Annotated in this window: 26 protein-coding genes; 14 read left to right on the top strand and 12 right to left on the bottom strand. The window is 61.4% G+C overall.

The window, feature by feature from the left end:
- Positions 1–4: 4 nt before the first annotated feature.
- Positions 5–703, bottom strand: coding sequence for an NAD-dependent deacylase (locus R1W00_RS02980; protein WP_317261226.1), 699 nt, complete (start codon positions 701–703; stop codon positions 5–7).
- Between the two features lie 41 nt (positions 704–744).
- Between R1W00_RS02980 and R1W00_RS02975 the strand changes: the two genes are divergently transcribed.
- Complete coding sequence (locus tag R1W00_RS02975) at positions 745–1,206, top strand: low molecular weight protein-tyrosine-phosphatase (protein ID WP_317261225.1); 462 nt, start codon at positions 745–747, stop codon at positions 1,204–1,206.
- Here R1W00_RS02975 and R1W00_RS02970 read toward each other — a convergent pair.
- Positions 1,197–1,499 carry a hypothetical protein gene (locus tag R1W00_RS02970; protein WP_317261224.1) on the bottom strand — a complete coding sequence of 101 codons (303 nt, stop codon included), beginning with the start codon at positions 1,497–1,499 and terminating at the stop codon, positions 1,197–1,199. The two genes, R1W00_RS02975 and R1W00_RS02970, sit on opposite strands and share 10 nt — an antisense overlap.
- A 245-nt stretch (positions 1,500–1,744) precedes the next feature.
- Between R1W00_RS02970 and lepA the strand changes: the two genes are divergently transcribed.
- Positions 1,745–3,544, top strand: a complete 1,800-nt coding sequence (gene lepA, locus R1W00_RS02965; RefSeq protein ID WP_317261223.1) for a translation elongation factor 4 — start codon at positions 1,745–1,747, stop codon at positions 3,542–3,544.
- A 52-nt stretch (positions 3,545–3,596) separates the two neighbouring features.
- Here lepA and R1W00_RS02960 read toward each other — a convergent pair whose 3' ends face one another.
- Entirely contained in the window at positions 3,597–3,725 is a 129-nt protein-coding gene (locus R1W00_RS02960) for an entericidin A/B family lipoprotein (RefSeq protein ID WP_317261222.1), read from the bottom strand.
- A gap of 132 nt (positions 3,726–3,857) precedes the next feature.
- On the opposite strand from R1W00_RS02960, the gene R1W00_RS02955 reads away from it, so the two are divergent.
- Complete coding sequence (locus tag R1W00_RS02955) at positions 3,858–4,040, top strand: CTP synthetase (RefSeq protein ID WP_317261221.1); 183 nt, start codon at positions 3,858–3,860, stop codon at positions 4,038–4,040.
- Here the strand turns inward: R1W00_RS02955 and R1W00_RS02950 are convergent, their stop codons facing one another.
- Entirely contained in the window at positions 4,041–4,811 is a 771-nt protein-coding gene (locus R1W00_RS02950; protein WP_317261220.1) for an alpha/beta fold hydrolase, read from the bottom strand.
- A gap of 91 nt (positions 4,812–4,902) precedes the next feature.
- On the opposite strand from R1W00_RS02950, the gene R1W00_RS02945 reads away from it, so the two are divergent.
- On the top strand, positions 4,903–5,274 hold the full coding sequence (locus R1W00_RS02945) for a hypothetical protein (protein WP_317261219.1): 372 nt from the start codon (positions 4,903–4,905) through the stop codon (positions 5,272–5,274).
- A gap of 68 nt (positions 5,275–5,342) precedes the next feature.
- Here R1W00_RS02945 and glyA read toward each other — a convergent pair whose 3' ends face one another.
- Positions 5,343–6,638 carry a serine hydroxymethyltransferase gene (glyA, locus tag R1W00_RS02940; protein WP_317261218.1) on the bottom strand — a complete coding sequence of 432 codons (1,296 nt, stop codon included), beginning with the start codon at positions 6,636–6,638 and terminating at the stop codon, positions 5,343–5,345.
- Between the two features lie 229 nt (positions 6,639–6,867).
- Between glyA and R1W00_RS02935 the strand changes: the two genes are divergently transcribed.
- Complete coding sequence (locus tag R1W00_RS02935; protein ID WP_317261217.1) at positions 6,868–7,632, top strand: NAD kinase; 765 nt, start codon at positions 6,868–6,870, stop codon at positions 7,630–7,632.
- A gap of 63 nt (positions 7,633–7,695) precedes the next feature.
- On the opposite strand, the gene prpE is transcribed toward R1W00_RS02935, so the two are convergent.
- Together prpE and R1W00_RS02925 are read right to left on the bottom strand one after the other, a co-directional pair.
- Positions 7,696–9,591, bottom strand: coding sequence for a propionate-CoA ligase PrpE (gene prpE / locus R1W00_RS02930; RefSeq protein WP_317261216.1), 1,896 nt, complete (start codon positions 9,589–9,591; stop codon positions 7,696–7,698).
- Positions 9,592–9,818: 227 nt separating this feature from the next.
- Positions 9,819–12,098 carry an NADP-dependent malic enzyme gene (locus R1W00_RS02925; protein ID WP_317261215.1) on the bottom strand — a complete coding sequence of 760 codons (2,280 nt, stop codon included), beginning with the start codon at positions 12,096–12,098 and terminating at the stop codon, positions 9,819–9,821.
- 217 nt (positions 12,099–12,315) lie between these two features.
- Here R1W00_RS02925 and R1W00_RS02920 point away from each other — a divergent pair, with 217 nt between their 5' ends.
- The 6 genes from R1W00_RS02920 to R1W00_RS02895 all read left to right on the top strand — a co-directional run bounded on the left by R1W00_RS02920 (position 12,316) and on the right by R1W00_RS02895 (position 18,297).
- Positions 12,316–12,711 carry a cytidine deaminase gene (locus R1W00_RS02920; protein ID WP_317261214.1) on the top strand — a complete coding sequence of 132 codons (396 nt, stop codon included), beginning with the start codon at positions 12,316–12,318 and terminating at the stop codon, positions 12,709–12,711.
- Positions 12,711–14,018, top strand: a complete 1,308-nt coding sequence (locus R1W00_RS02915) for a thymidine phosphorylase (protein WP_317261213.1) — start codon at positions 12,711–12,713, stop codon at positions 14,016–14,018. Before R1W00_RS02920 ends, R1W00_RS02915 begins: the two co-directional genes overlap by 1 nt.
- The gene (locus R1W00_RS02910; protein WP_317261212.1) at positions 14,018–15,226 is read left to right on the top strand and encodes a phosphopentomutase; all 1,209 of its coding nucleotides are present in this window, start codon (positions 14,018–14,020) and stop codon (positions 15,224–15,226) included. The genes R1W00_RS02915 and R1W00_RS02910 overlap by 1 nt, the downstream gene beginning before the upstream one ends.
- A complete protein-coding gene (locus tag R1W00_RS02905) occupies positions 15,213–16,205 on the top strand; it encodes an adenosine deaminase (protein WP_317261211.1) in 993 nt (330 codons plus the stop codon). Before R1W00_RS02910 ends, R1W00_RS02905 begins: the two co-directional genes overlap by 14 nt.
- Entirely contained in the window at positions 16,198–16,830 is a 633-nt protein-coding gene (gene upp, locus R1W00_RS02900; protein ID WP_317261210.1) for a uracil phosphoribosyltransferase, read from the top strand. Before R1W00_RS02905 ends, upp begins: the two co-directional genes overlap by 8 nt.
- A 249-nt stretch (positions 16,831–17,079) precedes the next feature.
- The gene (locus R1W00_RS02895) at positions 17,080–18,297 is read left to right on the top strand and encodes an SPOR domain-containing protein (RefSeq protein ID WP_317261209.1); all 1,218 of its coding nucleotides are present in this window, start codon (positions 17,080–17,082) and stop codon (positions 18,295–18,297) included.
- A 66-nt stretch (positions 18,298–18,363) separates the two neighbouring features.
- Here R1W00_RS02895 and R1W00_RS02890 read toward each other — a convergent pair whose 3' ends face one another.
- Complete coding sequence (locus tag R1W00_RS02890; RefSeq protein ID WP_317261208.1) at positions 18,364–19,380, bottom strand: hypothetical protein; 1,017 nt, start codon at positions 19,378–19,380, stop codon at positions 18,364–18,366.
- A 90-nt stretch (positions 19,381–19,470) separates the two neighbouring features.
- Positions 19,471–21,108, bottom strand: a complete 1,638-nt coding sequence (locus R1W00_RS02885) for an AMP-binding protein (RefSeq protein WP_317261207.1) — start codon at positions 21,106–21,108, stop codon at positions 19,471–19,473.
- A 105-nt stretch (positions 21,109–21,213) separates the two neighbouring features.
- Here R1W00_RS02885 and R1W00_RS02880 point away from each other — a divergent pair, with 105 nt between their 5' ends.
- From R1W00_RS02880 to R1W00_RS02870, 3 genes are all read left to right on the top strand, one after another.
- Positions 21,214–21,864: a sulfotransferase family 2 domain-containing protein gene (locus tag R1W00_RS02880; protein ID WP_317261206.1), complete on the top strand. Its 651-nt coding sequence runs from the start codon at positions 21,214–21,216 to the stop codon at positions 21,862–21,864.
- A gap of 172 nt (positions 21,865–22,036) precedes the next feature.
- Positions 22,037–22,225 (top strand): hypothetical protein, encoded by a 189-nt coding sequence (locus tag R1W00_RS02875; protein WP_317261205.1) that lies wholly within the window; start codon positions 22,037–22,039, stop codon positions 22,223–22,225.
- A gap of 204 nt (positions 22,226–22,429) precedes the next feature.
- On the top strand, positions 22,430–23,080 hold the full coding sequence (locus R1W00_RS02870) for a Hint domain-containing protein (RefSeq protein ID WP_317261204.1): 651 nt from the start codon (positions 22,430–22,432) through the stop codon (positions 23,078–23,080).
- Between the two features lie 26 nt (positions 23,081–23,106).
- Here R1W00_RS02870 and R1W00_RS02865 read toward each other — a convergent pair whose 3' ends face one another.
- Genes R1W00_RS02865 through R1W00_RS02855 form a run of 3 tightly spaced genes read right to left on the bottom strand, consistent with a single transcriptional unit; the run spans position 23,107 to position 26,992 of the window.
- A complete protein-coding gene (locus R1W00_RS02865) occupies positions 23,107–25,311 on the bottom strand; it encodes a 3-hydroxyacyl-CoA dehydrogenase NAD-binding domain-containing protein (protein ID WP_317261203.1) in 2,205 nt (734 codons plus the stop codon).
- Complete coding sequence (locus R1W00_RS02860; RefSeq protein ID WP_317261202.1) at positions 25,308–25,781, bottom strand: cupin domain-containing protein; 474 nt, start codon at positions 25,779–25,781, stop codon at positions 25,308–25,310. Before R1W00_RS02860 ends, R1W00_RS02865 begins: the two co-directional genes overlap by 4 nt.
- Positions 25,781–26,992, bottom strand: coding sequence for an acetyl-CoA C-acetyltransferase (locus R1W00_RS02855; RefSeq protein ID WP_317261201.1), 1,212 nt, complete (start codon positions 26,990–26,992; stop codon positions 25,781–25,783). Before R1W00_RS02855 ends, R1W00_RS02860 begins: the two co-directional genes overlap by 1 nt.
- Between the last annotated feature and the right edge of the window lie 5 nt (positions 26,993–26,997).

Raw genomic sequence — 26,997 nt, 5'->3', positions numbered from 1 at the left:
CCACCTAGCGGCGCGAAAGGACCTCGTCGACCCACGCGGGCACGATGTCCGTGGCGGGTCCGAACCGCGCCTCGGCAAAGTCGCTGACGCCCGCCGAGGGTTCGAGGTTCAGCTCAAGCGTATCCGCCCCCGCGCGGTCCGCGTCTTGGACAAAAGCGGCGGCGGGGTAGACATTGCCGGACGTTCCGATCGATACGAACAGGTCACAGCCCCGCAGCAGGTCCCAGATCGTTTCCATGTGATAGGGGTATTCCCCGAACCAGACGATGTCGGGGCGGGTCGCGGGGTCGCCACAGGCGGGGCAGGGGTCGGCAGGGGCCATCACGGCGGGCGCGGGCCAACGGTGATCGCAGGCCGCGCAGAGCGCCCCCGCCAGCTCCCCGTGCATATGCAGAACCGCGCGTGATCCGGCCCGTTCGTGCAGGTCATCGACGTTTTGTGTGACGATGATCACCTCGCCCTTTGGTAGGGCCTGTTCCAGACGCGCCAGCGCGGCGTGGGCGGCGTTCGGCGTCGCCTCGACACAGTTCTTACGCCGCGCGTTATAGAATTCGTGGACCAAGGCGGGGTTTGCGGCGAAGCCTTCGGGCGTGGCGACCTCATTCAGGTCGTATTTGGTCCACAGACCATCCTTGTCGCGAAAGGTGCCAAGGCCGCTTTCGGCGGAAATGCCCGCGCCGGTCAGGATGACGATCTTGGCCATAGGCCCTCCAACGGTTATGACGGGGGAACAGGAGACCCGCCATGACCCACCGTATCCTATTCGTCTGTCTGGGCAATATCTGCCGCTCACCCTCGGCGCATGGGGTGTTTGAAACACTGGCCGCGCGCGAGGGGATCGATGTTGTGGTTGAAAGCGCGGGTACGGGCCGCTGGCACATTGGCGATCCGCCTGATCGGCGCGCCACGGCCGAGGCGGCGGCGCGGGGCTATGACCTGAGCCACCTGCGCGCCCAACAGGTGACGGCGCGCGATTTCGGGCGGTTTGATCTGATTATCGGGATGGATCACGCCAATATTGCCGCGCTGGAACGGATGCGGCCCATGGGGGATGATACGCCGGTGGACCTGTTCCTAAGCTTTGGCACATCGACGCGCACCGAGGTGCCCGATCCCTATTACGAGGGCGGGTTCGATATGGTTCTGGATTTGATCGAAGACGCCAGCGCGGGCCTGATCGCCCGTCTAAAGGCCGGTCAGATCTGACAGAACGCCTGTGCCGCGTTGCCAAATTCCTTATAGCGCAGCCACAGCTTTTCATCGTTGGACTTGCTGGACTGGCGCAGTTCCTGCGTCTGGTGCGGATCGTTAAAGAACTTGGCCGCCTTGCGCTGTTCGGAACTGGTCAGGGTCAGGTCTGCGGCCTGCTGAATGCAGTTACAGACGGCGCGGTTCACGCCCTTGCGGTCTGATTTCAAACAGGCGCTTTCAATCGGGCCGGCATAGGCCATGGGGGCCGCCAGCGTTGCGATGATGACTGCAATTGTGAGGTGTTTCATAACGACTGCCGTTCCTCAATTTCGGTCGGATGCGGGATTTTCCCGTCATTGATCTTTGCATGTACTGTGCCGGATCGGGCGGCATTTTTCAATTCACGAGATATGGTGGATGGCGCGCAAAGGGTCACAAATTGGTGGGCCTGCGCGGTTTGACGCCGAGCCCCGCGCGGGACGCGACGATTTTCCTTATACATAGGGCTGCGACAGTGCTTGACCGGCTCGCAAAAGCAAAGCATATCGGCGCAATGACCGACCTTAAAAACATCCGCAATTTCTCTATTGTTGCCCATATCGACCACGGGAAATCCACCTTGGCCGACCGGTTGATCCAAATGACCGGCACCGTGGCTGAACGCGATATGAAGGCCCAGTTGCTGGACGCGATGGATATCGAACGCGAACGCGGGATCACCATCAAGGCCAACACCGTGCGCATCGACTATCCGGCCAAAGACGGTCAGCACTATGTGCTGAACCTGATCGACACGCCCGGCCACGTCGATTTCGGCTATGAGGTCAGCCGCTCGATGCAGGCGGTTGAGGGCTCGTTGCTGGTTGTGGATGCCACCCAAGGGGTTGAGGCACAGACGCTGGCCAACGTCTATCAGGCGATTGAGGCGGATCATGAGATCGTGCCGGTTCTGAACAAGATCGACCTGCCCGCCGCAGATGTTGATCGCGTGGCCGAGCAGATCGAGGATGTAATCGGCATCGACGCCACGGACGCGGTTCAGATTTCGGCGAAAACCGGTATCGGCATTCCCGATGTGCTTGAGGCGATTGTGACCCGTTTGCCCGCGCCTGAAGGCAACCCCGATGCGCCCCTCAAGGCGATGCTGGTCGATAGTTATTATGACGCCTATCTGGGCGTGGTCGTCATCATCCGCGTGATCGACGGGAAAATCCGCAAGGGTGACCGTATCCGCATGATGAAAACCGGTGGCGCCTATCCCGTTGACCGTCTGGGCGTCTTCCGTCCCAAAATGGAAAACATCGACGAATTGGGTCCGGGCGAGATCGGCTTTATCACCGCGTCGATCAAACAGGTGCGCGACACCCGTGTGGGCGACACCATCACGCATGAACGCAAACCCTGTGCCGAGCCGCTGCCGGGCTTTAAGCCCAGCCAGCCGGTGGTGTTCTGTGGTCTGTTCCCCGTCGATAGCGCCGAGTTCGAAAACCTGCGCGATGCGATCGAAAAGCTGGCCCTGAACGATGCGTCGTTCTCGTATGAGATGGAAACCTCGGCCGCGCTTGGGTTCGGCTTCCGTTGCGGGTTCTTGGGTCTGCTGCACCTCGAGGTGATCCGCGACCGTATCGAGCGCGAATATGATATCGACCTGATCACGACGGCCCCGTCGGTGATCTATCATCTGCATATGAAAGACGGCACGACGGTTGATTTGCACAACCCCGCCGACATGCCCGACCTGACGCATGTGGATCACATCGAAGAGCCGCGGATCAAGGCGACCATTCTGGTACCTGACGAGTACCTGGGCGATGTCCTAAAGCTGTGTCAGGACCGTCGCGGGGTTCAGCTGGACCTGACCTATGCGGGCAACCGCGCGATGGTGGTCTATGACCTGCCGCTGAACGAGGTGGTGTTCGATTTCTACGACCGCCTGAAATCGGTGACCAAGGGTTACGCCAGCTTTGACTATCAGATGATTGGCTATCAGCAGGATTTCCTGGTCAAGATGCAGATCCTTGTGAACGACGAACCCGTGGACGCGCTGTCGGTGATGGTGCACCGCGACCGCGCCGAGGCCCGTGGCCGCGCGATGTGCGAAAAGCTCAAAGATTTGATTCCGCGCCACATGTTCAAAATCCCGATCCAGGCCGCAATTGGGGGCCGTGTGATCGCGCGGGAAACCCTTGCCGCGATGCGCAAGGACGTGACGGCCAAATGTTACGGCGGCGACGCGACGCGGAAACGCAAGCTGTTGGAAAAACAAAAGGCCGGTAAGAAAAAGATGCGTCAGTTCGGCAAGGTGGAAATCCCGCAATCCGCCTTTATCAACGCGCTGAAAATGGACGACTAAAACGACAACGGCCGCCCCAAGGGGCGGCCGGTTGCGTTTGGTGGCGTGGGCGTTAGCTGGCCTCACGGGCCTCTTCGCTGATCGCTTCGCCAGCGGATTCGATATCCTCGCCAGCACCTTCAATGGTGGCACATGCGCCAAGGCTGAACAAAAGGGCGGCGGTGGTGATGAATTTGGTCATACTGTCCTCTTTCGGTTTCATGGGGACAACGCGGACGCGCGAAAATCGTTCCCGAACTTGAGACAAATCAAATATTTTGAATGTGTGTTCGCCTAAACTGAACCTCGAAACGCGCCAACAGAGGGCAATTCGATGTTACGTTTGGCAATGGTTCTGTTTTCCCTGATCGCGACAAGTTTGATGGGCTCGGCGGTCGTGGTGGTTCTGAGCATGGGGTATGACACCATGACGCCCATTCTGGCGGCTGTGGCGGTCGGATTTATCGCCGCGCTGCCCGTGTCGTGGGGCGTGGCGCGCGCGATCTATACCAGCTGATTACGCCAGAATGGCCTGCAGCGCGGCCTCGAACTCACGCGGTTTGTCCGCGTGCAGCCAATGCCCCGCACCGGGGATTTTCGCGAACCGCGCGGCGGGAAAGAAGCCTTTGATCCGGTCGCGGTATTCGGGAAGGACATAGTGCGATTCCGCGCCCGAGACGAAATAGGCAGGCCCGTCGAACTGTCCGGTGACATCCTCGGGCCAGCCGACGATCTTGGACATCTCGGCCTCTAGCACGTCAAAGTTCAGACGCCATTTGCGTTCCTTGACGTCCAGCGACTGGATCAGAAACGCCCGCGTGCCCCGTTCCGCCACCAACGGTTCCAGTTGCGCATCGGCGTCCGAACGGCGTTCTACGCGCGAGAGGTCCACATGACGCATGGCCGAGATCAGGCTGCTCTGGTCGTGTTCATATGCGACGGGCGCGATATCGGCGACGATCAGACGGTTGACCAGTGCGCCCTCGTTCAGGGCCAGAACCATCGACGCCTTGCCCCCCATGGAATGTCCCACAACGTCCGCTTGGCCCCCGTGGGCGCGGATCACCTCAGCCAGATCGGCGGCAAGGTCGGGATAGCTATGGGTCGGGAACCACGGACTTTCCCCGTGATTGCGCATGTCGACCGCGATTACCTTGCGATCCGAGGACATCCGTTTGGCGATCACCCCCCAATTGCGCGCCGAGCCGAACAGGCCATGCACGATCAACAGGGGCGGGCGGTTTGCCGCCTCGGGCGTCTGAGGGTCATTGATAAGGCATCTCAACATAGTGTTATTGCATATCGCCTTGATGATCTGAGAACCAGTAGCAATATCGAGAAGCACCCGCGCAGGGACCTGTAAAGCAAAGGGAAAAACAATGGCTGAGGTCACGGTCGAGCAACTGGCGCAGAACATCGCGAATGAAATGGAAACCCGTATGGGGATCGGCGGGCGTGGCCTTGCGGCCAAGCTGCACCGAGGGGGGCGGTTGATGCCGCGCGCGGTCCGTGCGGATGCGAAACGTATTGCCGAGGCCCTGCCGTTGGTGCGCCACCCGAAACTGATCCGGCAGGTGGATGTGGCGCGCCTTGAGACGGCGGAACGGCGCGTGCTGGCGTGGCTGAAAACCGTGGACCCGCGCGAGCGGCGGTTGGACATGGTGCTGGGGATGGCGGGGGGCGTGGCCCTGTCGATCCTGACGACGGGGGCCTTGGTGATCGGCGTTCTGATCTGGCGCGGCTACGTTTAACCGCCCGCCAACCGAACAAAAAAGGGGACGCACGCGGCGTCCCCTTATGCGTTGCGATGTAGACCTGATTACAGGTTCGGGTACATCGGGAATTTGGCGCACAGGGCTTCGACCTCGGCGCGAACCTTGGCTTCGACCTCGGCGTTGCCGTCTTCGCCGTTTGCGGCCAGACCGTCGACAACCTCAACAATCCAGTCTGCGATCTGACGGAACTCGGCCTCGCCGAAACCACGGGTGGTGCCGGCGGGCGAACCCAGGCGGATACCCGAAGTGACCATCGGTTTTTCCGGATCGAACGGGATGCCGTTCTTGTTACAGGTGATGTGCGCGCGGCCCAGTGCCTTTTCGGTGGCGTTGCCTTTGACGTTCTTGGGACGCAGGTCCACAAGAACGACGTGGGTGTCGGTGCCGCCGGTGACGGTGTCCAACCCCCCCTTCATCAGCTGATCAGCCAGCGCTTGGGCGTTTTTCACGACCTGAGCGGTGTAGTCTTTGAACTCGGGGCGCAGGGCCTCACCAAAGGCAACGGCCTTGGCGGCGATCACGTGCATCAGGGGGCCGCCCTGAATGCCCGGGAAGATGGCCGAGTTGACCTTTTTCGCGATCTCTTCGTTGTTGGTCAGGATCATACCGCCACGGGGACCGCGCAGGGTCTTGTGGGTGGTGGTGGTTGCCACGTCCGCATAGGGGAAGGGCGAGGGGTGCTGACCACCGGCGACCAGACCGGCAAAGTGGGCCATGTCGACCATCAGGTAGGCACCAACGCTATCGGCGATTTCGCGCATCTTGGCGAAATCCACCTGACGCGGGATGGCCGAACCACCGGCGATGATCAGCTTGGGCTGATGCTCGGTCGCCAGTTCTTGGATCTGTTCATAGTCGATGCGGCTGTCTTGCTTGCGCACACCGTATTGAACGGCGTTGAACCATTTGCCCGACTGGTTGGGCTTTGCGCCGTGGGTCAGGTGACCACCTGCGTCCAGCGACATGCCCAGAATGGTGTCGCCCGGCTGGAGCAGCGCGGTGAACACACCTTGGTTCGCCTGGCTGCCCGAGTTGGGCTGAACATTGGCGAATTCACAGTTGAACATTTCCTTGGCGCGGTCGATCGCGAGGTTCTCGGCGATATCGACGTACTGGCAGCCACCGTAGTAACGGCGACCCGGATAACCTTCGGCGTATTTGTTGGTCATGACCGAGCCTTGGGCTTCCATCACGGCCGCGCTTACGATGTTTTCCGAAGCGATCAGTTCGATCTCGTCACGCTGACGGCCCAGCTCCAGCTCCATGGCTTTTGCAATTTCGGGGTCGCGCTCAAGCAAGGACTGGGTAAAGAACCCGTTGTCACGATGGGGGGCGTTCATCAGCTTCTCCTGTGGCAGCTAAGACAGCAATTTTCCCGGCTATTTAGCCCACATGCGACGCAGGAAAAAGGGCTGATAACGTCCTGTGCAGATCAAAATGCGAAATCTGTGTGACGTTTTGGAAATTTTTGTGCTCAGAGGAAATCAGGTCCAATGGTCGCGCAGGGGCCCGTTTGGGGTTGAGTTTCCGGTGCAGCGGCGCGAACAATGCGCCCAAGAGGGGTATCAGATGTCCGATCCGAAAATCGCATTCATGGCCAGCGACACGTCGATTGCGGAAACCGCACGGCGCCATTTGTCTGAGGAATATGGGGATGTTAGCCCCGAAGACGCCGATGTCATCGTCGCATTGGGCGGGGACGGGTTCATGTTGCAGACCCTGCACGGGACCCAGCATCTGGACACGCCGGTCTATGGGATGAACTGTGGCACGGTCGGGTTTTTGATGAACGAATATCATGAACCGGCCCTGATGGCGCGTCTGATGGCCGCCGAGGAAGAGGTGATTCACCCCCTGCGCATGCGCGCAATTGCCCCAGATGGAACCGTGCACGAAGGTCTGGCCATCAACGAGGTGTCGCTGCTGCGCGCGGGACCGCAGGCGGCCAAGCTGCGGATTTCGGTCGACGGGCGTATGCGTCTGGACGAGTTGGTCTGCGACGGGGCGCTGGTGTCGACGCCTGCGGGCTCGACCGCCTATAACTATTCCGCACATGGGCCGATCTTGCCGATCGGGTCCGATGTGCTGGCCCTGACGGCGATGTCGGCGTTTCGGCCACGGCGCTGGCGCGGGGCGTTGTTGCCCAGCGGCGCCAAGGTCCGGTTCGATGTCCTTCAGCCCAGCAAACGGCCCGTCATGGCCGACGCCGACAGCCGCACCGCCGGTGTGGTCGTGTCCGTGGAAATCGAAACCGCCAAGGACGTCAAACACCGTATCCTGTTCGACCCGGGTCACGGGCTTGAGGAACGTCTGATCCGCGAGCAATTCGCCTGATCTGAAAATTTGCCCGCCGTCCTTGGGGTGGGACGACGGGCGGATAAGCAACCTAGAGAGAGATCAGGCTGCTTGGGGATAACCCAGTGTTTTCAGGGCCTCTGCGATCTCGTCCAAAATCGCGGGATCGTCGATCGTGGCGGGCATCTTGAACTCTTGCCCGTCCGCGATTTTCACCATCGTCCCGCGCAGGATCTTGCCCGAGCGGGTTTTGGGCAGGCGATCCACAACCACGGCCAGTTTGAACGCGGCAACCGGACCGATCTGGTCACGGACCAGTTTGACGCATTCCTTGACGATCTCGTCATGGGGACGGTTCACACCGGCGTTCAGGCAAAGGAAGCCCAGCGGCAACTGGCCCTTCAGGTTGTCGGCGACACCGATGACGGCGCATTCTGCGACTTCGGGGTGGCTGGCCAGAACCTCTTCCATCCCGCCAGTCGACAGGCGGTGACCGGCGACGTTGATCACGTCATCGGTGCGCGCCATGATGTAGAGATACCCGTCCTCATCCACCATGCCCGCGTCGCCGGTCTCATAGTATCCGGGGAAGTGGTCGAGATAGCTCTTGCGGAAGCGCGGCTCGGCGTTCCAGAGCGTCGGTAGGGTGCCCGGCGGCAGGGGCAGTTTGATCGCAATCGCGCCCAGTTCGCCCGCAGGGACGGGGTGGCCCGCCTCATCAAGGATTTGCACGTCATAGCCCGGCATCGGGACTGAGGGGCTGCCCAGTTTGACGGGCAGTTCTTCGATCCCGAGCGGGTTCGCGGCAATGCCCCAACCGGTTTCGGTCTGCCACCAGTGGTCGATCACCGGTACCTTCAACTGATCCTGTGCCCAGACAATGGTGTCCGGATCGGCGCGCTCACCGGCCAGATAGACGGCTTGCAGGTTCGACAGGTCGTATTTCTTGACGAATTCACCGGTCGGGTCTTCGCGTTTGACGGCGCGGAAGGCGGTCGGCGCGGTGAAGAAGCTTTTGACCTTATGTTCCGAGATGACCCGCCAGAAGGTGCCCGCATCGGGGGTGCCGACCGGTTTGCCCTCAAACACGATGGTGGTGTTGCCGTGGATCAGGGGGCCATAGCAGATATAGCTGTGGCCAACGACCCAACCCACGTCCGACGCGGCCCAGAACACATCGCCCTGTTCCACGTTATAGAGGTTCTTCATCGTCCAGTTCAGCGCGACCAGATGGCCGCCGGTGTGACGCACGACGCCCTTGGGCTGACCCGTGGTGCCCGAGGTGTATAGGATATAGGCGGGGTGGTTGCCCTCAACCGGCACACAATCTGCGGGTTCAACGCCGTACTGGAACCCATGCCAGTTGTAATCGCGCCCTTCGATCAGTTGCGCGACCTCTTGTTCGCGTTGGTAGATCACGCAGAACTCGGGCTTGTGCGTTGCCTGTTCAATTGCGCCGTCCAGCAGGGGTTTGTAATGCACGGTACGACCCGGCTCGATCCCGCAGGACGCGGCGATGATGCATTTGGGTTTCGCGTCGTCGATCCGCACGGCCAGTTCATGCGCCGCAAAGCCACCGAACACGACCGAATGGATCGCGCCCAGACGCGCACAGGCCAGCATCGCCTCAAGCGCTTGGGGTACCATCGGCATGTAGATGATGACGCGGTCGCCCTTTTCGACGCCCTTGGCCCGCAGCGCACCGGCCAGATAGGCCACGCGGTTGCGAAGTTCGAAATAGGTGATTTCCTGTTTCGTGTGGGTGACGGGGCTATCATAGATGATGGCCGTCTGTTCGCCGCGACCGGCCTCAACGTGGCGGTCCACCGCGTTCCAGCAGGTGTTGACCATGCCGTCCGAGAACCACTCGTAGATCGGCGCCTTGTCGTCGAACAATGCCTTGGAGGGCGCTTGGTCCCAGTCGATGCCCTGTGCGGCCTCCATCCAGAACGACTCGGGGTCCGATTTCCAACGACCGTAAACGTCAGCGTAGCTCATGCTGTCCCTCCTCCTGACTTTGACTAAAGTCTTAGTCCTATGGAGGGTATAGTCGCAACGACGTTACCGTTCACAGCGGCGGGGTTTGCTGAAAAATTTGCAGATTTATGGTGTGCGGCTTAGCAAACTTTTGCAAACATTCCAAAAGTGCATGCTGTGGCGGCAAAAATAGCAAAACTTTGCAAATTTGGGGCGTCGGAGGACCAGAATCCCCCGACACCTGCAAATTAGCTGTAATGCGCGACGGGTGTCCCGGCGAGGGCCGAGATGTTCAACAATCCGCGCGCGGTAATCGAGGGCGTCACGATATGCGCCTTGTTGCCCATCCCCATCAGGATCGGCCCGACCTCAAGCGCGCCGCCGCGCAGTTTCAGGATGTTTCGCACGCCCGAGGCCGCGTCGCTATTGGCAAAGACCAGAACGTTTGCCGCGCCTTCCATACGCGAGTTCGGGAAGATACGGTTGCGCACGGCGGGATCAAGGGCGCTATCGATGTGCATCTCGCCCTCATATTCGAAATCAGGCTCTTGGGCGGCCAGCATATCCATCGCGGCGCGCATCCGGCGGCCCGTGTCGATGTCGAGGTTGCCGAACTGCGAATGCGAGCACAGCGCGATTTTCGGCGCCAGACCAAAGCGGCGCACGTGACGAGCGGCGCCGATGACGGCTTCGGTGATCTGTTCGGGCGTCGGTTCGGGGTGGACGTGGGTGTCCGCGATGAACAACGGTCCGTCCTCTTGGATCATCAGGCTAAGGGCACCCACGGGATGCAACCCGCCGCGCGCCAGTACCTGACGAACATAGTTCAGGTGCCACAGATATTGGCCGAAGGTGCCGCAGATCATGCTGTCGGCCTCGCCACGATGCACCATGACGGCGGCAATGGCGGTGGTGTTCGTGCGCATGATCGCCTTGGCCAGATCAGGCGTCACACCGCGCCGTGCCATGACCTCATGATAAGTGCCCCAATAATCGCGGTAACGCGGGTCGTTTTCGGGGTTCACGATCTGGAAATCCTTGCCCGGTTTGATGGTCAGGCCCGCGCGTTCGCAACGGGCCTCAATCACATCGGGACGACCGATCAGGATCGGGATATCGGTGGTTTCTTCGACCATCGCCTGCGAGGCGCGCAGGACGCGCTCATCCTCGCCCTCGGCAAAGACGATGCTGCGCTCGGCCTGGGCGGCGGCGGCAAAAACGGGGCGCATGATCAGGGCGGATTTGAACACCGACCCGTCCAGACCGGCCTTATAATTGTCCATATCCGCAATCGGACGGGTGGCAACACCGGTTTCCATCGCCGCGCGCGCAACCGATGTCGCCACGACCCCCATCAGGCGCGGGTCAAACGGTTTCGGGATCAGGTAATCCGCACCAAAGGTCAGCTGTTCCCCCTGATAGGCGGCGGCGGCCTCGGCGCTTGTCGTGGCGCGGGCGAGGGCGGCGATCCCTTCGACACAGGCGATTTTCATTTGGTCGTTGATCTCGGTCGCGCCAACGTCCAGTGCCCCACGGAAAATGAATGGGAAGCACAGAACGTTGTTCACCTGATTGGGGTAATCGCTGCGGCCCGTTGCGATGATCGCGTCGGGGGCAACCTCGCGTGCGAGGTCGGGCATGATTTCCGGCGTCGGGTTCGCAAGGGCAAAGATAATCGGACGCGGCGCCATTTTGCGCACCATGTCCTGTGTCAGAACGCCGGGGCCGGACAGGCCAAGGAACAGGTCGGCCTCGCCAATCACGTCGTCCAGCATGCGTAGGTCGGACGCTTGGGCATAGTCGGCCTTTTGCGGGTTCATATCCTCGGCGCGGCCCTGATAGACCAGACCGTGAATATCGCACAGCCAGACGTTTTCGCGTTTTACACCCAGTTTCAGCAGCATGTTCAGGCACGCAATACCCGCCGCGCCACCGCCGGTCGAAACGACCTTGATGTCCTCGAATCTCTTGCCGGCAACGCGCAGGGCGTTCGTCGCGGCCGCACCAACCACAATCGCGGTGCCATGCTGGTCGTCGTGGAAAACGGGGATGTTCATCCGCTCTCGACAGATCTTTTCGACCACGAAACAGTCGGGCGCCTTGATGTCCTCAAGGTTGATCGCGCCAAAGGTCGGTTCCAGCGCACACACAATATCGGCCAGCTTTTCGGGATCGGGTTCGTTCAGTTCGATGTCAAAACAGTCGATGTTCGCGAATTTCTTGAACAGGACCGCCTTGCCCTCCATCACCGGTTTCGAGGCCAGCGCGCCAATGTTGCCAAGGCCCAGAACGGCGGTGCCGTTGCTGACCACCGCCACAAGGTTGCCGCGCGCGGTGTATTGCGCGGCGGCGGCGGGGTTTTCCTTGATCTCGGTACAGGCCTCGGCCACCCCGGGACTATAGGCGAGGGACAGGTCGCGCCCGTTCGCCAGTGGTTTGGTTGCGCGAATTTCAAGCTTACCCGGCTTGGGATTGGCGTGATAGGCCAGCGCAGCCTCACGCGCCGTGGGGGTGGTGGTCTTGGGCATCGCGTCCTCCGGGGGTTGATAGTTTAGCGTTAAACTAAATTCGCAGACACCCGTCAGATACGCCTTTGCGCCCAACACCGCAAGGAAAGTTTCACAGGCTGTGGTGACGTATTCGGCGCAATTCCCCCCTAAAACACGGGGAATTATGGCTTTTGCCGTCTGGGCAGGCTTGCGCAACGGTCGCATGGGCGACATTCTGTGGCTCTGGAGGTGCTTCATGCCACTTATCAAAGCTGCGGCGCAGGTGCGGGAAAACGCCCACGCGCCCTATTCGGGGTTCAAGGTCGGGGCCGCGATCCGCGCGGCATCTGGCAAAGTTTACCAAGGGTGCAACGTCGAAAACGTCGCCTATCCCGAAGGCACCTGTGCCGAGGCGGGGGCGATTGCCGCCATGTGCGCGGCGGGCGATTATGAGATCGCCGAGGTTGCGGTGATTGCCGATGCCCCGACGCCCGTGCCGCCCTGTGGCGGGTGCCGCCAAAAGCTGTTGGAATTCGGGGCCGCGGATGTGCGCGTCACCATGGCGACGACCGATGGTCAGACCCTGACGATGACGATTGCCGAACTGCTACCCGGCGCATTCGTCAACGCCCATATGGACAAAAGCGCCTGATGGATGCGCGCGCCATTATCACCAAGCTGCGCAATCGCCAGCCTATGGATGATGATGAAATCCGCTGGATCGCGCGCGGGATTGCCGATGGCACGGTCAGTGATGCGCAGGCCGGTGCCTTTGCCATGGCCGTCGTCCTGAATGGCCTGAGCGAGGATGAGCGGATCACCCTGACCCGCGAAATGCGCGACAGCGGTCGGGTCCTGTCATGGGATCTGGACGGGCCGGTGTTGGACAAACATTCGACCGGCGGCGTCGGGGATTGTGTGTCTCTGGTGCTTGGGCCCGCGCTGGCCGCCTGCGGGGCCTATGTGCCGATGATTTCGGGACGCGGGCTGGGGCATACCGGCGGCACCTTGGACAAGTTGGAATCCATCCCGGGATACAGCGCCGACGTCTCGGTTAGCCGCCTGCGCGCGGTCACGGCACAGGTCGGATGCGCTATCGTCGGGGCCAGCCACGACATCGCCCCCGCGGACAAACGTCTCTATGCGATCCGCGATGTCACCGCGACGGTCGAGAGCCTCGATTTGATCACCGCCTCGATCCTGTCCAAAAAGCTGGCGGCGGGGTTGGAAGGGCTGGTTCTGGACGTCAAGGTCGGCTCGGGCGCGTTTGTGAAAACCGTGGACGAGGCCGTCGCGCTGGCCGATGCACTGGTGCGCACGGCGCAGGGGGCGGGTTGCATGACCTCGGCCCTGATCACGGACATGGATCAGCCTCTGGTGCCAAGCGCGGGCAATGCGCTTGAGGTGATTGAGGTGATGGGCACCCTGACAGGTCGGGATGTGAACCCGCGCCTCCATGAGATTTCATGCGCCTTGGGGGGCGAGTTGTTGGCGCTGGGCGGGCTGGCTGCCACGGCCGAGGACGGGGCCGGGCGCATTGCCGCCGTTCTTGGCAATGGTGCGGCGGCGGATGTCTTTGGCGATATGGTTGCCGAATTGGGCGGCCCGTTGGATTTTGTCGAACGTTGGCCCGACCGGTTGCCGTCTGCCCCCGTGGTGCGCGAGGTGCGCGCGGGGCGTTCGGGGGTGATCGGGGCGATTGATTGCCAGATGCTGGGCCTGGCGGTGGTGGAGCTGGGCGGCGGACGCAAACGCGACGGGGACCGGATCAACCCGTCGGTGGGTCTGTCCGGACTGGCGGGCTTGGGTGAGGCGATGACGCCCGACATGCCGATTGGCCGCATCCACGCGGCGAATGAGGACGCGGCGGATTTGGCGGAACAGCTCTTGCGCAAGGCCTATGTTTTGGCCGAAGAGGAGGGCGAAACACCCCCATTGATCCTGCGGAGCATTCGGTAATGGCACGCGCCTTCTTGGTCGTTATGGACAGCGTCGGATGCGGTGGCGCGCCCGACGCGGATCGGTTTTTCAATGATGAATTGCCGGATGTCGGGGCAAATACGCTTGGACATATCGCACAATTTCTGGCGTCCAATCCGCGGGCGGATGGCCGAATTCAGCCGGTCCAGTTGAACAATCTCGACAATCTGGGATTGGGTGCGGCGATCGCGCTGGCCTCGGGTGTGACTGCGCCGAACCTTGATGCGACGCCTGCCGGCGCGTGGGGCGTGGCGCGTGAAGTCAGCCCGGGCAAGGACACACCGTCGGGCCATTGGGAACTGGCCGGTGTGCCGGTGCCGTGGGATTGGCATTTCTTTCCCGACAAACAGAATTCGTTCCCGCCCGAGGTGGTCGCCAAGGCCTGTGCGGTCGCGGGCACCGACGGTATCCTTGGCAATTGTCATGCCTCGGGGACCGAGATCATCGCACAGCTGGGGGCCGAGCATATCCGGACCGGATGGCCGATCTGCTATACCTCGGCGGATAGCGTGTTTCAGATCGCCGCGCATGAGGAACATTTCGGCCTTGAGAACCTGTTGAACCTGTGTCGCGGTCTGGCGCCGTTCCTGCATGAGATGCGGGTGGGGCGCGTGATTGCGCGCCCGTTTGTCGGGGACGCTGAAACCGGTTTTACCCGCACACAGAACCGTCGCGATTTCGCCGTCGCTCCGCCCCGCCCGACCCTGTGCGATTGGGTGCAGGGCGCGGGGCGGACGGTCTATGCGGTCGGCAAGATTGGCGATATCTTTTCGATGCGAGGGATCGATCATCTGGTCAAGGGCAGTGACGCCGACCTGTTTGAACACCTGATCGACCATGTCAAAACCGCCGAGGACGGCAGCCTGACTTTCGCGAACTTTGTCGAATTCGACAGCCTCTATGGTCACCGCCGCGATGCGCTCGGATATGGTGAGGCGCTTGAGTGGTTCGACGCCCAACTGCCCCGTCTGTTCGCACATGCGCGCGAGGGCGACATGATCCTGTTTACTGCCGATCATGGAAACGACCCGACGTGGTCCGGCACCGATCACACCCGCGAACAGGTGCCGGTTTTGATCCATGGCATTGGGCAAAAGGAACTGGGCCGCTTGCAGTTTTCCGATGTTGCGCGGATCGTGGCGGATCATTTAGGGGTTATGCCGATCAAAGGGGATGATCATGCGTGAGCTGGCCAAGGTCGAATTGCATCTGCATCTCGAAGGCGCGGCAAACCCCGCCCTGATGCGGGATATGGCCAAAGAGAAATCTATCGATATTTCAGGTGCTTTCACTGAACAGGGAATGTACCGGTTCGAGGGGTTTCAGTCGTTCCTACGGACCTATGAGGCAGTCACCTCGGTCCTGCAAACACCGGCTGATTACGCCCGTCTGACCCTAGATGTGCTGCGAAACAGTGCCGAACAGGGCGTTGTCTATACCGAACTATTTCTCTCGCCGGACTTTTGCGGCGGGCGGGACGTGGCGGCATGGCGCGAATACGTCCATGCGATGCAAGAGGCCGCCGATCAGGCGCGCCGTGAAACCGGTATTCAGACGCGCGGCATCGTCACCTGCATCCGGCATTTCGATCCCATGTGGTCGCGCGAAACGGCCCTGTGCGCGGCGGAGACCAAGGGCGATTTTATCACCGGTTTCGGCATGGGCGGGGATGAGACGCGCGGCAAACCCGCCGATTTCGCCTATGCCTTTGACCTTGCGCGCGAGGCCGAGCTGGGCCTGACCGCCCATGCCGGTGAATGGGGCGGGGCGGGTATGGTGCGCGACACGCTGCGCGATCTGCGGGTTTCGCGGATCGGGCATGGGGTGCAGGCGATCGATGATCTGGCCCTTGTCGACTATCTGGCCGAGCATGAAATCACGCTAGAGGTCTGTCCGGGATCGAACGTCGCCCTTGGGGTTTATCCCGCGTGGCACCGCCATCCGATTTCCACCCTGTTGGAACGTGGCGTCAAAGTGACCGTTTCAACCGATGATCCGCCGTTTTTTCACACGAATTTGGTGTCAGAGTATGAAAATCTGAACCGGACTTTCGACTGGGACGCGGATGTGTTTAAAACCGTAAATATGAATGCGGTGCGGGCGGCGTTTTGCGACGAAGACACGCGCGCCCAACTGACCAAAGATCTGGAGAGCGCCTATGGCTGAGCATCTGACCGTTGTTGATCACCCCTTGGTTCAGCACAAGCTGACGATCATGCGGGACAAGGATACGTCGACCGCGGGGTTCCGCCGGTTGTTGCGCGAGATTTCGCATCTCTTGGCCTATGAGGTCACGCGCGAGCTGGAGATGACGTCGAAAACCATCGAAACGCCGTTGCAGACGATTGAGGCGCCCATTCTGGACGGCAAAAAGCTTGCCCTGATTTCGATCCTACGGGCGGGTAACGGATTGCTGGACGGTATTTTGGACCTGATCCCTGCGGCGCGTGTCGGCTTTGTCGGTCTTTACCGCGACGAGGAAACCCTTGAACCGGTTCAATATTATTTCAAGGTGCCCGATGCGTTGGAGGATCGGTTGGTGATTGCGGTCGACCCGATGCTCGCCACCGGCAATTCGTCCGTTGCGGCGATTGATATGTTGAAAGACGCGGGCGCCAAGAATATCCGGTTTGTGTGCTTGCTGGCCTCACCCGAAGGGGTGGCCCGCATGAAAGAGGCGCATCCCGACGTTCCGATCATCACAGCATCTGTGGATGAGTGCCTGAATGACCAAGGATATATTGTCCCGGGCCTAGGTGATGCGGGCGACCGCATGTTTGGCACCAAATAATCCAGTTTTCCCTTTACTGATTGTGTCTAATCCGGCAACATTCCCCCACATTTTGTGGGGGCACAAATGCGAGCATATAAAACAGCACCCGCGATCGCGCTTGTCGCAGTGTTGATAACAAATACAGGTAATGCGCAAACACTGAAAAGAGACGACGGCCCCGCTGAAATACCACCTGCCAGCTATACCGCTGGGCAATATGTGGACAGCAAGGGCTGTGTCTATATCCGGGCGGGATACGCCGGAAACGTGGAATGGATTCCGCGCGTTTCGCGTGAGCGCAGGTTGCTGTGCGGGTTCACACCCACATTCGCGGCAGGCGTCCCGCAACAGACGGCTGTGGCCAAGCCACAAGAGCCGGTCCAAATCACTATTCCCGAGGCCTCTGAGCCGGCAAGTGCGCCGGTCGAGATCGCCCGACCTGACCCGATGACCGTGGTGCCCGCAGGGGCCTGTGGGTCGCGGGAACTGGTATCCGCACGCTATACCGATAGCGGTGCGGTCGCAGTCAAATGCGGGGCAGAGATCGCCGCACCCGTGGCTGTTCAAACGCCAGCACCGGTGGAAGCGCCGCGTGTTGCCGCGATTGACGCGGTGCCTGCGGATGCCTGTGGCGGGCGCGAAATTCTGTCGGCGCGCTACAATGCGGATGGTCAGTTGGCCGTGCGCTGTGCCGCGCCGGTTGTGGCGGCTGTGCCGGTTCCGGCCCCGTCGGCCGCACCGATCCCAAAACCCGCCGCGACGGGCGCGCCTGCCTGTGAGGGGCTAAGCGAACTTTCCGCGCAATACGTGAATTCGGGCGCGAAATACCCTGTGCGCTGTGGTCCGCAAGAAGAGGGCACCTTCCCGGGTCAGCCCGCTTTGCCGCCGCAATCCTCGGTGATTGCGCCGGTCACGCCGGTTCAGCCGACGGTCGCGCCGCGTCCCAAGGCCTTGGCTCTGACCGTGCGTCCCTCCGCGCCCGCGCCCCAGCCGCGCCGCGTTGTCGAGCCGCCCGAGGGGTATAAGGTCGCGTGGGAAGATGACCGTTTGAACCCCAACCGTGGCAAGGGCACGGCAGAGGGTGAAGCGACGATGAACATGGTCTGGACCCAGACCGTGCCGCGTCGTCTGGTCCTGCCCGATGCGCCGCAATACACGGTGGCGATTTCGACCAAATCCCAACCCGAGGCCAAGCCCAAGGTGCGCGTCTCCACGAAATCGGTGCCCGCCGCCAAGCCCGCCTCGCAAAAACCGGCGGCATCTGGTGCGCGCTATGTTCAGGTTGGCCTGTTCGGCGATCCGGCGAATGCATCGGCCACTGTGGCGCGGATGCAGGCGCTGGGCCTGCCGGTCCGTCAGGGCACGGTGCGCTCGAACGGGCGCGTGTTGCAAACGATTATGGTTGGCCCCGTGGCCGCGGACAGTGCGCCGCGCGTTTTGGCCAACATCCGTAAGGCAGGCTATGGGGATGCGTATCTGAGATAAGCGCGAACACCCTGTAGAAAATACGCCCCGTCCGATCCATCGCGACGGGGCGTTTTCATTTCGGGATCACGCGCCGCAAATGCCCTGTAGCCGGACCCAGTCCGCGTCGCTGAGGATCGGGGCGCCGCGCGGGGTGCGGACGGGATCGCCCTCAATCAAGGGCAGGACGCTCTCGCCGGTGATGTCCAGCGCGTAGGCATAGGGCGAGGAGGGCACGCCCGCCTGTTCAAACACGGCCAGCATGTTTTCCGCGGGCACCTCGGGGTGATCAGCGGCCACAAGGTGCTCGGCGTATTCGGTGATCTTGGCATCGGGCAGGGCGCCCGTGGTCAATAGGCGGAAGGTGGCAATCGGCCCGACATAGCGCAGCATCCGGTCCAGCGGATCCTGCTCGGCCAGACGGGCCTGTTCGGCAAGGATGAAACCGGCGGCGACGATCGGATCCTCATGGTCCTCAACCACCGACCGGTTCAACAGGATCAGACCGCCCGGCACATGCAGCGTGTCGCGGATGCCACCGGGGATCACGCGCGGCGAGGGCGCGTTTGCGGGCAACAGGGCCCGGCCCAAACGGGTCAGCGCACGTTGCCCACCGCCAACTGCACAGGTCTGGCCGGACACGCGGGTGATCTGGGACATCAGGGACTGACCGATGTCTTGGCGAACGGATGGCGGCACCACCTGTGTCGTGTGACGGCGCAGCGCACCGGGTAACCAGAAGAGCGCCAGCGCCACCACGCCCCCCAGTAACACCGCCGTGGTCGCCAGACGCAGGCGTCCGCGACGGGGGCGGCGGCGGTCAATCGCGCTCATCACGGTCTCAATCGCCTCGACCATGGTATTGTCGTCGATTTCCAGATCCTCACCGGCGTCAGGGCCGGGACGGAACAAGGCGGGCACCTCGCCCGGATTTTGACGGATCAGCGCGGCAAGGGACCAGTGCGTCAGGGGGCGTTCGTTCTTGTCGGTGATGATGATCGACGCATCGCCAAAGGTCACGATGACCTCACGCCGCTGGGCGTCGGGGGCTTCGCGCCACAGGCCCGAACTCTCTAACCGCTGATACTGTGTCAATGCCGTCATATGCGGCTGTTATCCTGACTGGAGGTAAAGGAAAAGACGCATTCACCGCCAAGGCCCGCACAAACGGGCCAAGGCGATGTAGCTCGGGGTTTAGTCGTCCAAGGCCTTGGCCACGCCGCGCAGCTCAAACTTTTGGATCTTGCCGGTCGAGGTCTTGGGCAGCTCCATGAACACCACGCGTTTGGGGGTTTTAAAGCCCGCCAGATGGTCGCGGCTAAAGGTGATCAACTCGGCCTCGGTGACCGACTGACCCTCGGCCAGTTCGACAAAGGCACAGGGCACCTCGCCCCATTTTTCGTCCGGTTTCGCGACCACGGCGCACAGGGACACGGCGGGGTGGTGCATCAATGCGCCCTCGACCTCGACGCTGCTGACGTTTTCGCCGCCCGAGATGATGATGTCCTTGGCGCGGTCGGTGATCTTGATATAGCCGTCAGGGTGGCGAAATGCGACGTCGCCCGAATGGAAATAGCCGCCTGCAAAGGCCTCGGCGGTGGCCTCGGGGTTCTTGTAATACCCCTTCATCACGATATTGCCGCGCATCATGATTTCACCCGTGCTTTCGCCGTCCCACGGTACAGGGTCCATGTTTTCGTCTAGAACGGTCGCCTCTTCCAGAACGGGCATGGCGACGCCGGTGCGGGCCTTGATCGCGGCGCGCTCGGCCTGTTCTGTTTCGCCCCAGAGGTCGTCCTGCCATGCGCATTCGGTGGCGGGGCCGTAGACCTCGGTCAGGCCATAGACCTGCGTGACGTTGAAGCCCAGAGGTTCGATCTTGGCCAGCGTCGCGGCGGGCGGCGGGGCACCGGCGGTGAACACCTGAACCGTGTGATCGAACGGCAGGCGGTCGTCCTCTTTGGCGGCGATGATCGTGTTCAGAACGATGGGCGCGCCGCCGAAATGCGTGGCCCCATCGACCGAAATCGCGTGATAGACGTTGCGCGCGGTCACGTCGCGACAACAGATCACAACACCGGCCACGGCGGGCACCATCCATGTGTGGGTCCAGCCGTTGCAATGAAACAGCGGCACAATGGTCAGATACCGCGCGTGGCGCTGCATCTGCCACGACATCATATTTCCGATTGCGGCCAGATAGGCCCCGCGGTGATGATAGACGACGCCCTTGGGCCGCCCCGTGGTGCCAGAGGTGTAGTTGAGCGCGATGCTCTCCCATTCATCCTCGGGCAGGATCCAGTCGAAATCGGGATCACCATCCGCGATCAGGTCGTCCATATCGGGGTGGCGGCCGTCGGGCTGGAAACCGGCGTCGTGATCGACCACCTCTACCAGCAGGGGCACATCGGCCTCATCCATCTGGGCGACGGCCTTTTCCACGGTGGGCAGGAACGCCGCATCGACCAGAACCACCTTGGGCGCGGCATGGCGAAAGATGTATTGGATCGTTTCGACCTCAAGGCGGGTGTTGATCGTGTTCAGGATCGCACCACAGGCCGGAACCGCCCATGTCGCCAGAACATGGGGCGCGGTGTTGGGCAGCAAGGTCGCCACCACGTCACCGGGCTTCACGCCCAGTTTGCTCAGGGCCGAGGCAAGGCGCGTCACGCGGTCCTTCAGTTCGGCGTAGTTCAGGCGCACGGACCGGTCGATCACGGCCTCGCGGTGCGGGAAAATCTCGGCCGCCCACCGCAGGTTCGACAGCGGCGTCAACGGAACGTGGTTCGCCGCGCATTTCTCCAGTCCCGTTTCATCAGCCAGCCAACCCATACGATCCTCCATCCATGTGTCGCGGTGATATTGGCGGGGGAGAAGGCGAATGAAAAGGGGGCAAAGAGTCCTTGGAGGCGACTGTCGTAGCGTCTAGAACAGGGCATGATCATTTCCCCGGGCCGTCAGTTTGTGTTCGTCCATATCCCCAAGACGGGGGGGACGTCGCTTGGGCTTGCGCTTGAGGATCGGGCGCATCGCGACGACATCCTGATCGGGGACACCCCAAAGGCCAAAAAGCGTCGCGGACGTCTGCGCGACCTGACCCCGCGCGGGCGGTTGTGGAAACATTCGACCCTTGCCGATATCGACGGGGTGCTGGGGGCGGAGGATCTGGACCGGATGTTTCTGTTCACCATGGTCAGAAACCCGTGGGACCGCGCCGTCAGCTATTACCACTGGCTAAAATCGCAGACATTTGAACACCCCGCGATCACCTGTGCGCAGACCCTGTCGTTTCCGGATTTTTTGCGCGCGCCGGTGATTGTCGACAGTTTGCGCGACTGGCCCGCCGGTCGGTACATGCAGGACGCGACGGGGGCGGAGCGCGACGCGCTGTTCATCCGCCTAGAACATTTCGCCGAGGATAGCGCGCCGCTGTGGGACCATCTGGGGTTTCGCCTGGGCCTGCCACATGAGAACCGGTCGGATCGCGACACGGATTATCGTGCGTACTACGATGACGCTTTGGCGGCACATCTGGCGGATGTCTGTGCCACTGATATCCTGCGGTTCAAATATACATTTTCCGGCTAGGATTCGGGCGGTTTCGCCAAAACAGGGGGAAATTTGTGCGAAACGTCCCCGTTCACGCTCTCTTTGGTCGCATTTGCGATGCTGCGACGCAGCAATTTCGCCCCGCGTATCTAGGTTCATCGCATCTGTGCGGGAGGACACAGGGTATCTGAACCTGATCCGGAGAACCCCTATGTGTATGTCAGCCGAAGCGCTTGCGCTGTTTCTCAACCTTATTGCCGCCAACATCACGACCGAGCCCGGTCGCATCATTGTCCACGCCACCGAGCGCGACGCCCATTGGGTCATGGTGGGCGATGAATGGTGCACAATGGCCCCCCAGATAGATTCTATGGAACGGTTTGCCACCCTAAGGCGTTAGGGGGCTGAGGCAGAGCGTTTAATACAGGCAAAATCAGGAACGCGTTCTGTCACCGTATGGTGATCCCGTGGCGCATTTTCGCCACATTTCGGACCCGAACGCGCCCTGAATGTCCTCAACCGTAGGGATAGCGGCGCGATTTGGAATCGTCTGATGGTCGCCACATAAAATTTGAAACGAATACGGTAGAGAACGGAAATTAAAATGGTCGGCGAATGGATTACAGCAGTATTCGGTGGCAATGAAAAAGCGGGTGGGGCGAGTTGGTCGTCGGATAACACCCCGGAAAAGAAACCGGCACGGCCGATTTACGGCCTGATCGGACAAACAATGGTCGCGACGCCTTCGGATTGGCGTCCCGTCTCAACCCTGCGCCCGGGGGATCGGGTGATGACCTTTGATAACGGATTTCAACGGATTGAATCCGTTGGCGTGACCGAGCTCTGCGCGGATGACGCCGATTGCCCCTATGCGCAATGGCCCCTTGAGGTGCCGGCGGGCTATATCGGCAATCGTGACCGTCTCTGTCTGATGCCCCAGCAGAATGTGATCATCGAAAGCGATCTGGCCGAGGCGCAATTCGGCGATCCCTTTGCGATGGTGCCTGCCTGCGAACTGGACGGGGTGTGCGGTGTGCATCGCATACGTCCGACCGAACCGCAAAAGGTCTATTCCCTATGTTTCGCCCGCGATGAGGTGGTGTTCGTGAACGGATCGGCCTTGGTGCATTGCCCCAATGGCGCGCTTGAGGGCGAGAACCTGATGGTCACCCCCAAGGCATCTGCCTACACACCGCTGCCGCGCGACAGTGCGCGGGCGGTGTGTCGCGAATTGGCCGCCGTAACGGGCTGTTAGCCCACGACGGCCAATAAGCCGGGCGACTAGGCCGCCGCCTGTGCCGGATTGAACCGGCCATAGAACGTGTCGCCTTTGGCGGCCATATCACGCAACAGCGCGGGGGCGGCAAAGCGGTCCCCGTGTTTTTCCGTCAGCCGGTCACACCATTCCACGGCCTTGGCCGCACCGATGATGTCGAGCCAGCTGAGAGGCCCGCCCGACCACGGCGCAAAGCCCCAGCCAAGGATCGCGCCAACGTCGCCTTCGCGGATGTCCATCAGAACGCCCTCTTCCAGCGCGCGCACGGCCTCAAGCACCTGCGCGAACAACAGGCGGTGCTGTACCTCGGTCAACTCGGGCTGATCCTCGGCCACCGCGTATTGCGCGCCAAGGCCGTCCCACAGACCGGTGCGTTTGCCCTTGTCGTCATAGGCATAGAAACCGGCGGCAGATTTGCGCCCCAGTCGGCCCTGATCGAACATCCAGAACAACACGTCATCGACGGCCCCATCGGGATAGGCATCGCCCATCGCGGCCTTGGTTGCCTTGGCGATTTTCACGCCCAGATCAATCGAGGTCTCATCGACCAGTTGCAGCGGACCCAAAGGCATCCCGACCATTTTCGCGGCATTTTCCACCAGCGCGGGCGCAACGCCCTCGGCCACCATGCGGATACCTTCGTTGATGTAGGGGATGATACAGCGGTTGGCGTAAAAGAACCGCGCGTCATTCACCACGATCGGCGTTTTGCGGATCTGGCGCACATAGTCCAGCGCCTTGGCCACCGCGCGATCACCGGTTTCGCGACCCTTGATGATCTCGACCAGCATCATCTTTTCCACGGGACTAAAGAAGTGGATGCCGATGAATTGCTCGGGTTTGCTGGACGCTTTGGCCAGTTCACTGATCGGCAGGGTCGAGGTGTTCGAGGCAAAGATACAGTCCTCGGGCACCACCTCTAGGACCTTGGCGGTGACCTCGGCCTTGATTTTCGGATCCTCGAACACCGCCTCGACGATCAGATCACAACCGGCAAGCGCGGCGTAATCGTCGGTCGCGGTGATCTGGCCCAGAACCGTCTCTTTCTTTTCGGGCGTGGCCTTTTTGCGGGCGATGCCCTTGTCCATATAGGTCGCAGTATAGGCCTTGCCCTTTTCCGCCGCCTCCAGAGATTGATCGAGCAGCACCACCTCAATCCCCGCCATAGCCGAGACCAGTGCGATGCCCGCACCCATCATGCCCGCGCCCAGAACGCCGACCTTGGTCACCGATTGATCGGGCACATCGGTAGGACGCACCGCGCCTTTTTCCAAGGCCTCTTTGTTGATGAAGAGGGACCGGATCATCGCGCCCGAGGACGGGTTCATCAGGACGTTGGTGAACCACCGCGCCTCGATCTTCAACGCGGTGTCAAACGGCACCAATGCGCCCTCATACACCGCCGACAACAACGCCTTGGCCGCCGGATAGACGCCTTGGGTTTTGCCGTGGACCATCGCGCTTGCGCCGACAAAGGTCATGAAACCGGCAGGGTGATAGGGCGCACCGCCGGGCATTTTATATCCCTTGGCGTCCCACGGTTTGACGATATCGGCGTCCTTGGCCGACAGGACCCATTCCTTGGCCTTGGCCAGCAGGTCCTCCGGCGCGGTCACCTCGTCGATGATACCGGCCATCTTGGCCTTTTTCGGGTCCTGCAGCTTGCCCTCAAGCAGGAACGGCGCGGCCGCCATTGCGCCCAGCTTGCGCACCAGACGGGTCGTGCCGCCCGCACCGGGAAAGATGCCGACCATGATTTCGGGCAGGCCGATCTTGGCCTTGGGGTTGTCGGCGGCGAAAATCCGGTGGCACGACAGCGGCAGTTCCAGACCGATCCCCACGGCGGTGCCGGGCAAGGCGGCGGCAATCGGTTTGCCGCCCTTATTGGTCTTGGCGTCCATGCCCGCGCGTTCGATTTTGCGCAGCAAGCCGTGCATCTGCATGATGCCGTCAAACAGGCCTTGGGCGGGGTTGTCGCCCGCGTCCTCTTTCATCCGCGCAAGGATGTTCAAATCCATCCCGCCCGCGAAATCCTTTTTGCCGCTGGTGATGATGATGCCTTTGACGGCGTCATCGGCCAGTGCCTTGTCGATCCCGTCGTTCAACTCGGCCAGCGCGTCAAAGGACAGCACATTCATCGATTTACCCGGCACATCCCACGTCAGCGTGGCCACACCGTCCTGATCGACGTTGTAATGGAATTCGGTCATGGTTTTCCTCCCTCAAAGGGTCGGCCGTCCTTGTGGGTAAAGGTCGCCTTGCCGTCGGCGATCTCAACCTTCAGGTCGACATCAGAATAGGTTGCAACTTCGCGGGGCGCGCGGGTGCCTACCACCAAAAAGCGCGCCTCGGCGTCGGTCTTGTTCACAAAGCAATGGCCATCCGTGTCCCCCGCAGGAAAGGCCGCACAATCGCCAACCCGCATCACGGTTTCGCCCGCGTCCTGCACCAAGGTGCATTCGCCCTCGGTCACCATCACGAATTCGTCCTCGTTCAGGTGCCAGTGACGCAGGGACGATTTCGCGCCGGGCTGCAGGATCACGATATTCGCGCCGAACTGGGTCAATCCACCCAAATCCCCAAGGCGCAGCGATGTGCGCCCCGCCATCTGACTGGCATAAGGTTCGGGATAGATCGAACCGGTTTTCACCGGCGCCTTACCTTGGTCGATGACGCCCATCAGACGCGCTCGATGATCGTGGCCGCGCCCATGCCCGAGGCAATGCAGAGGGTCGCCAATCCAACCTCTTTATCGCTGCGCTCAAGCTCATCCAGCAGGGTGCCGATGATGATCGCACCGGTCGCGCCAAGGGGATGCCCCATCGCAATCGAACCGCCGTTCACGTTGACCTTGTCATGATCCACATCGAACGCCTGCATGAAGCGCAGAACGACACTGGCAAATGCCTCGTTCACCTCAAACAGGTCGATGTCGGAAATCGCCATGCCATGATCGGCAAGGATCTTTTGCGTCACAGGCACCGGACCGGTCAGCATGATCGTCGGGTCCGTCCCGATTTTTGCCGTGGCGCGGATGCGCGCGCGCGGTTTCAACCCGTGCTTTTCACCGAACTCTTTGTTGCCGATCAGAACACCGGCCGAGCCGTCCACGATGCCCGAGCTGTTGCCCGCGTGGTGGATGTGGTTGATCCGCTCAAGATGCGGGTATTTCAGCAGGGCCACCTTGTCGAACCCGGGCATCATTTCGCCCATGTCCTTGAACGAGGCCTTCAGCGCGCCAAGCGCCTGCATGTCGGTACCCGGGCGCATGTATTCGTCGTGGTCCAGAATGGGCAGACCATTTACATCGCGCACGGTGACAATGGATTTCTCGAACCGGTTGTCCTTCCATGCGGCGGCGGCGCGGCGTTGGCTTTCGACGGCCAAGGCGTCCGCATCATCGCGCGAGAACCCGTATTCGGTGGCGATGATATCGGCCGAAATCCCTTGGGGCACGAAATAGGTCTTCATAGCCAGGGACGGATCAACGGCAATCGCCGCGCCATCGCTGCCCATGGCCACGCGGCCCATCATTTCGACACCACCGGCGATGTATGCCTCACCGGCGCCGCCACGGACTTGGTTCGCGGCAAGGTTCACCGCCTCCATCCCGCTGGCGCAAAAGCGGTTGATCGACAGCCCCGGGATCGTCTCGTCCAGCTTGGACGCCAGAACCGCCGAGCGCGCCAAACAGCCGCCCTGTTCCCCGACCTGCGTGACATTGCCCCAGATTACATCCTCAACCGCATGGCCATCCAGATTGTTGCGCTCGGCCAGCGCGTCCAGCACCTGTGCCGACAGGCGCAGCGACGTTACCTCATGCAGCGCGCCATCCTTGCGGCCCTTGCCACGCGGCGTGCGTACAGCGTCATAAATATATGCGTCGGTCATCATCT

Origin of the sequence: Rhodovulum sp. FJ3, from assembly GCF_032918305.1 — a bacterium.
Lineage (GTDB): Bacteria > Pseudomonadota > Alphaproteobacteria > Rhodobacterales > Rhodobacteraceae > SAT37.
This window is presented reverse-complemented; position numbering and strand designations above follow the sequence as displayed.

Excerpts from the sequence above, each read along its gene's own strand:
- R1W00_RS02980 (WP_317261226.1), bottom strand. The coding sequence starts at position 703 with ATGGCCAAGATCGTCATCCTGACCGGCGCGGGCATTTCCGCCGAAAGC.
- R1W00_RS02975 (WP_317261225.1), top strand. The coding sequence starts at position 745 with ATGACCCACCGTATCCTATTCGTCTGTCTGGGCAATATCTGCCGCTCA.
- R1W00_RS02970 (WP_317261224.1), bottom strand. The coding sequence starts at position 1,499 with ATGAAACACCTCACAATTGCAGTCATCATCGCAACGCTGGCGGCCCCC.
- lepA (WP_317261223.1), top strand. The coding sequence starts at position 1,745 with ATGACCGACCTTAAAAACATCCGCAATTTCTCTATTGTTGCCCATATC.
- R1W00_RS02960 (WP_317261222.1), bottom strand. The coding sequence starts at position 3,725 with ATGACCAAATTCATCACCACCGCCGCCCTTTTGTTCAGCCTTGGCGCA.
- R1W00_RS02955 (WP_317261221.1), top strand. The coding sequence starts at position 3,858 with ATGTTACGTTTGGCAATGGTTCTGTTTTCCCTGATCGCGACAAGTTTG.
- R1W00_RS02950 (WP_317261220.1), bottom strand. The coding sequence starts at position 4,811 with ATGTTGAGATGCCTTATCAATGACCCTCAGACGCCCGAGGCGGCAAAC.
- R1W00_RS02945 (WP_317261219.1), top strand. The coding sequence starts at position 4,903 with ATGGCTGAGGTCACGGTCGAGCAACTGGCGCAGAACATCGCGAATGAA.
- glyA (WP_317261218.1), bottom strand. The coding sequence starts at position 6,638 with ATGAACGCCCCCCATCGTGACAACGGGTTCTTTACCCAGTCCTTGCTT.
- R1W00_RS02935 (WP_317261217.1), top strand. The coding sequence starts at position 6,868 with ATGTCCGATCCGAAAATCGCATTCATGGCCAGCGACACGTCGATTGCG.
- prpE (WP_317261216.1), bottom strand. The coding sequence starts at position 9,591 with ATGAGCTACGCTGACGTTTACGGTCGTTGGAAATCGGACCCCGAGTCG.
- R1W00_RS02925 (WP_317261215.1), bottom strand. The coding sequence starts at position 12,098 with ATGCCCAAGACCACCACCCCCACGGCGCGTGAGGCTGCGCTGGCCTAT.
- R1W00_RS02920 (WP_317261214.1), top strand. The coding sequence starts at position 12,316 with ATGCCACTTATCAAAGCTGCGGCGCAGGTGCGGGAAAACGCCCACGCG.
- R1W00_RS02915 (WP_317261213.1), top strand. The coding sequence starts at position 12,711 with ATGGATGCGCGCGCCATTATCACCAAGCTGCGCAATCGCCAGCCTATG.
- R1W00_RS02910 (WP_317261212.1), top strand. The coding sequence starts at position 14,018 with ATGGCACGCGCCTTCTTGGTCGTTATGGACAGCGTCGGATGCGGTGGC.
- R1W00_RS02905 (WP_317261211.1), top strand. The coding sequence starts at position 15,213 with ATGATCATGCGTGAGCTGGCCAAGGTCGAATTGCATCTGCATCTCGAA.
- upp (WP_317261210.1), top strand. The coding sequence starts at position 16,198 with ATGGCTGAGCATCTGACCGTTGTTGATCACCCCTTGGTTCAGCACAAG.
- R1W00_RS02890 (WP_317261208.1), bottom strand. The coding sequence starts at position 19,380 with ATGACGGCATTGACACAGTATCAGCGGTTAGAGAGTTCGGGCCTGTGG.
- R1W00_RS02885 (WP_317261207.1), bottom strand. The coding sequence starts at position 21,108 with ATGGGTTGGCTGGCTGATGAAACGGGACTGGAGAAATGCGCGGCGAAC.
- R1W00_RS02880 (WP_317261206.1), top strand. The coding sequence starts at position 21,214 with ATGATCATTTCCCCGGGCCGTCAGTTTGTGTTCGTCCATATCCCCAAG.
- R1W00_RS02875 (WP_317261205.1), top strand. The coding sequence starts at position 22,037 with ATGTGTATGTCAGCCGAAGCGCTTGCGCTGTTTCTCAACCTTATTGCC.
- R1W00_RS02870 (WP_317261204.1), top strand. The coding sequence starts at position 22,430 with ATGGTCGGCGAATGGATTACAGCAGTATTCGGTGGCAATGAAAAAGCG.
- R1W00_RS02865 (WP_317261203.1), bottom strand. The coding sequence starts at position 25,311 with ATGACCGAATTCCATTACAACGTCGATCAGGACGGTGTGGCCACGCTG.
- R1W00_RS02860 (WP_317261202.1), bottom strand. The coding sequence starts at position 25,781 with ATGGGCGTCATCGACCAAGGTAAGGCGCCGGTGAAAACCGGTTCGATC.
- R1W00_RS02855 (WP_317261201.1), bottom strand. The coding sequence starts at position 26,992 with ATGACCGACGCATATATTTATGACGCTGTACGCACGCCGCGTGGCAAG.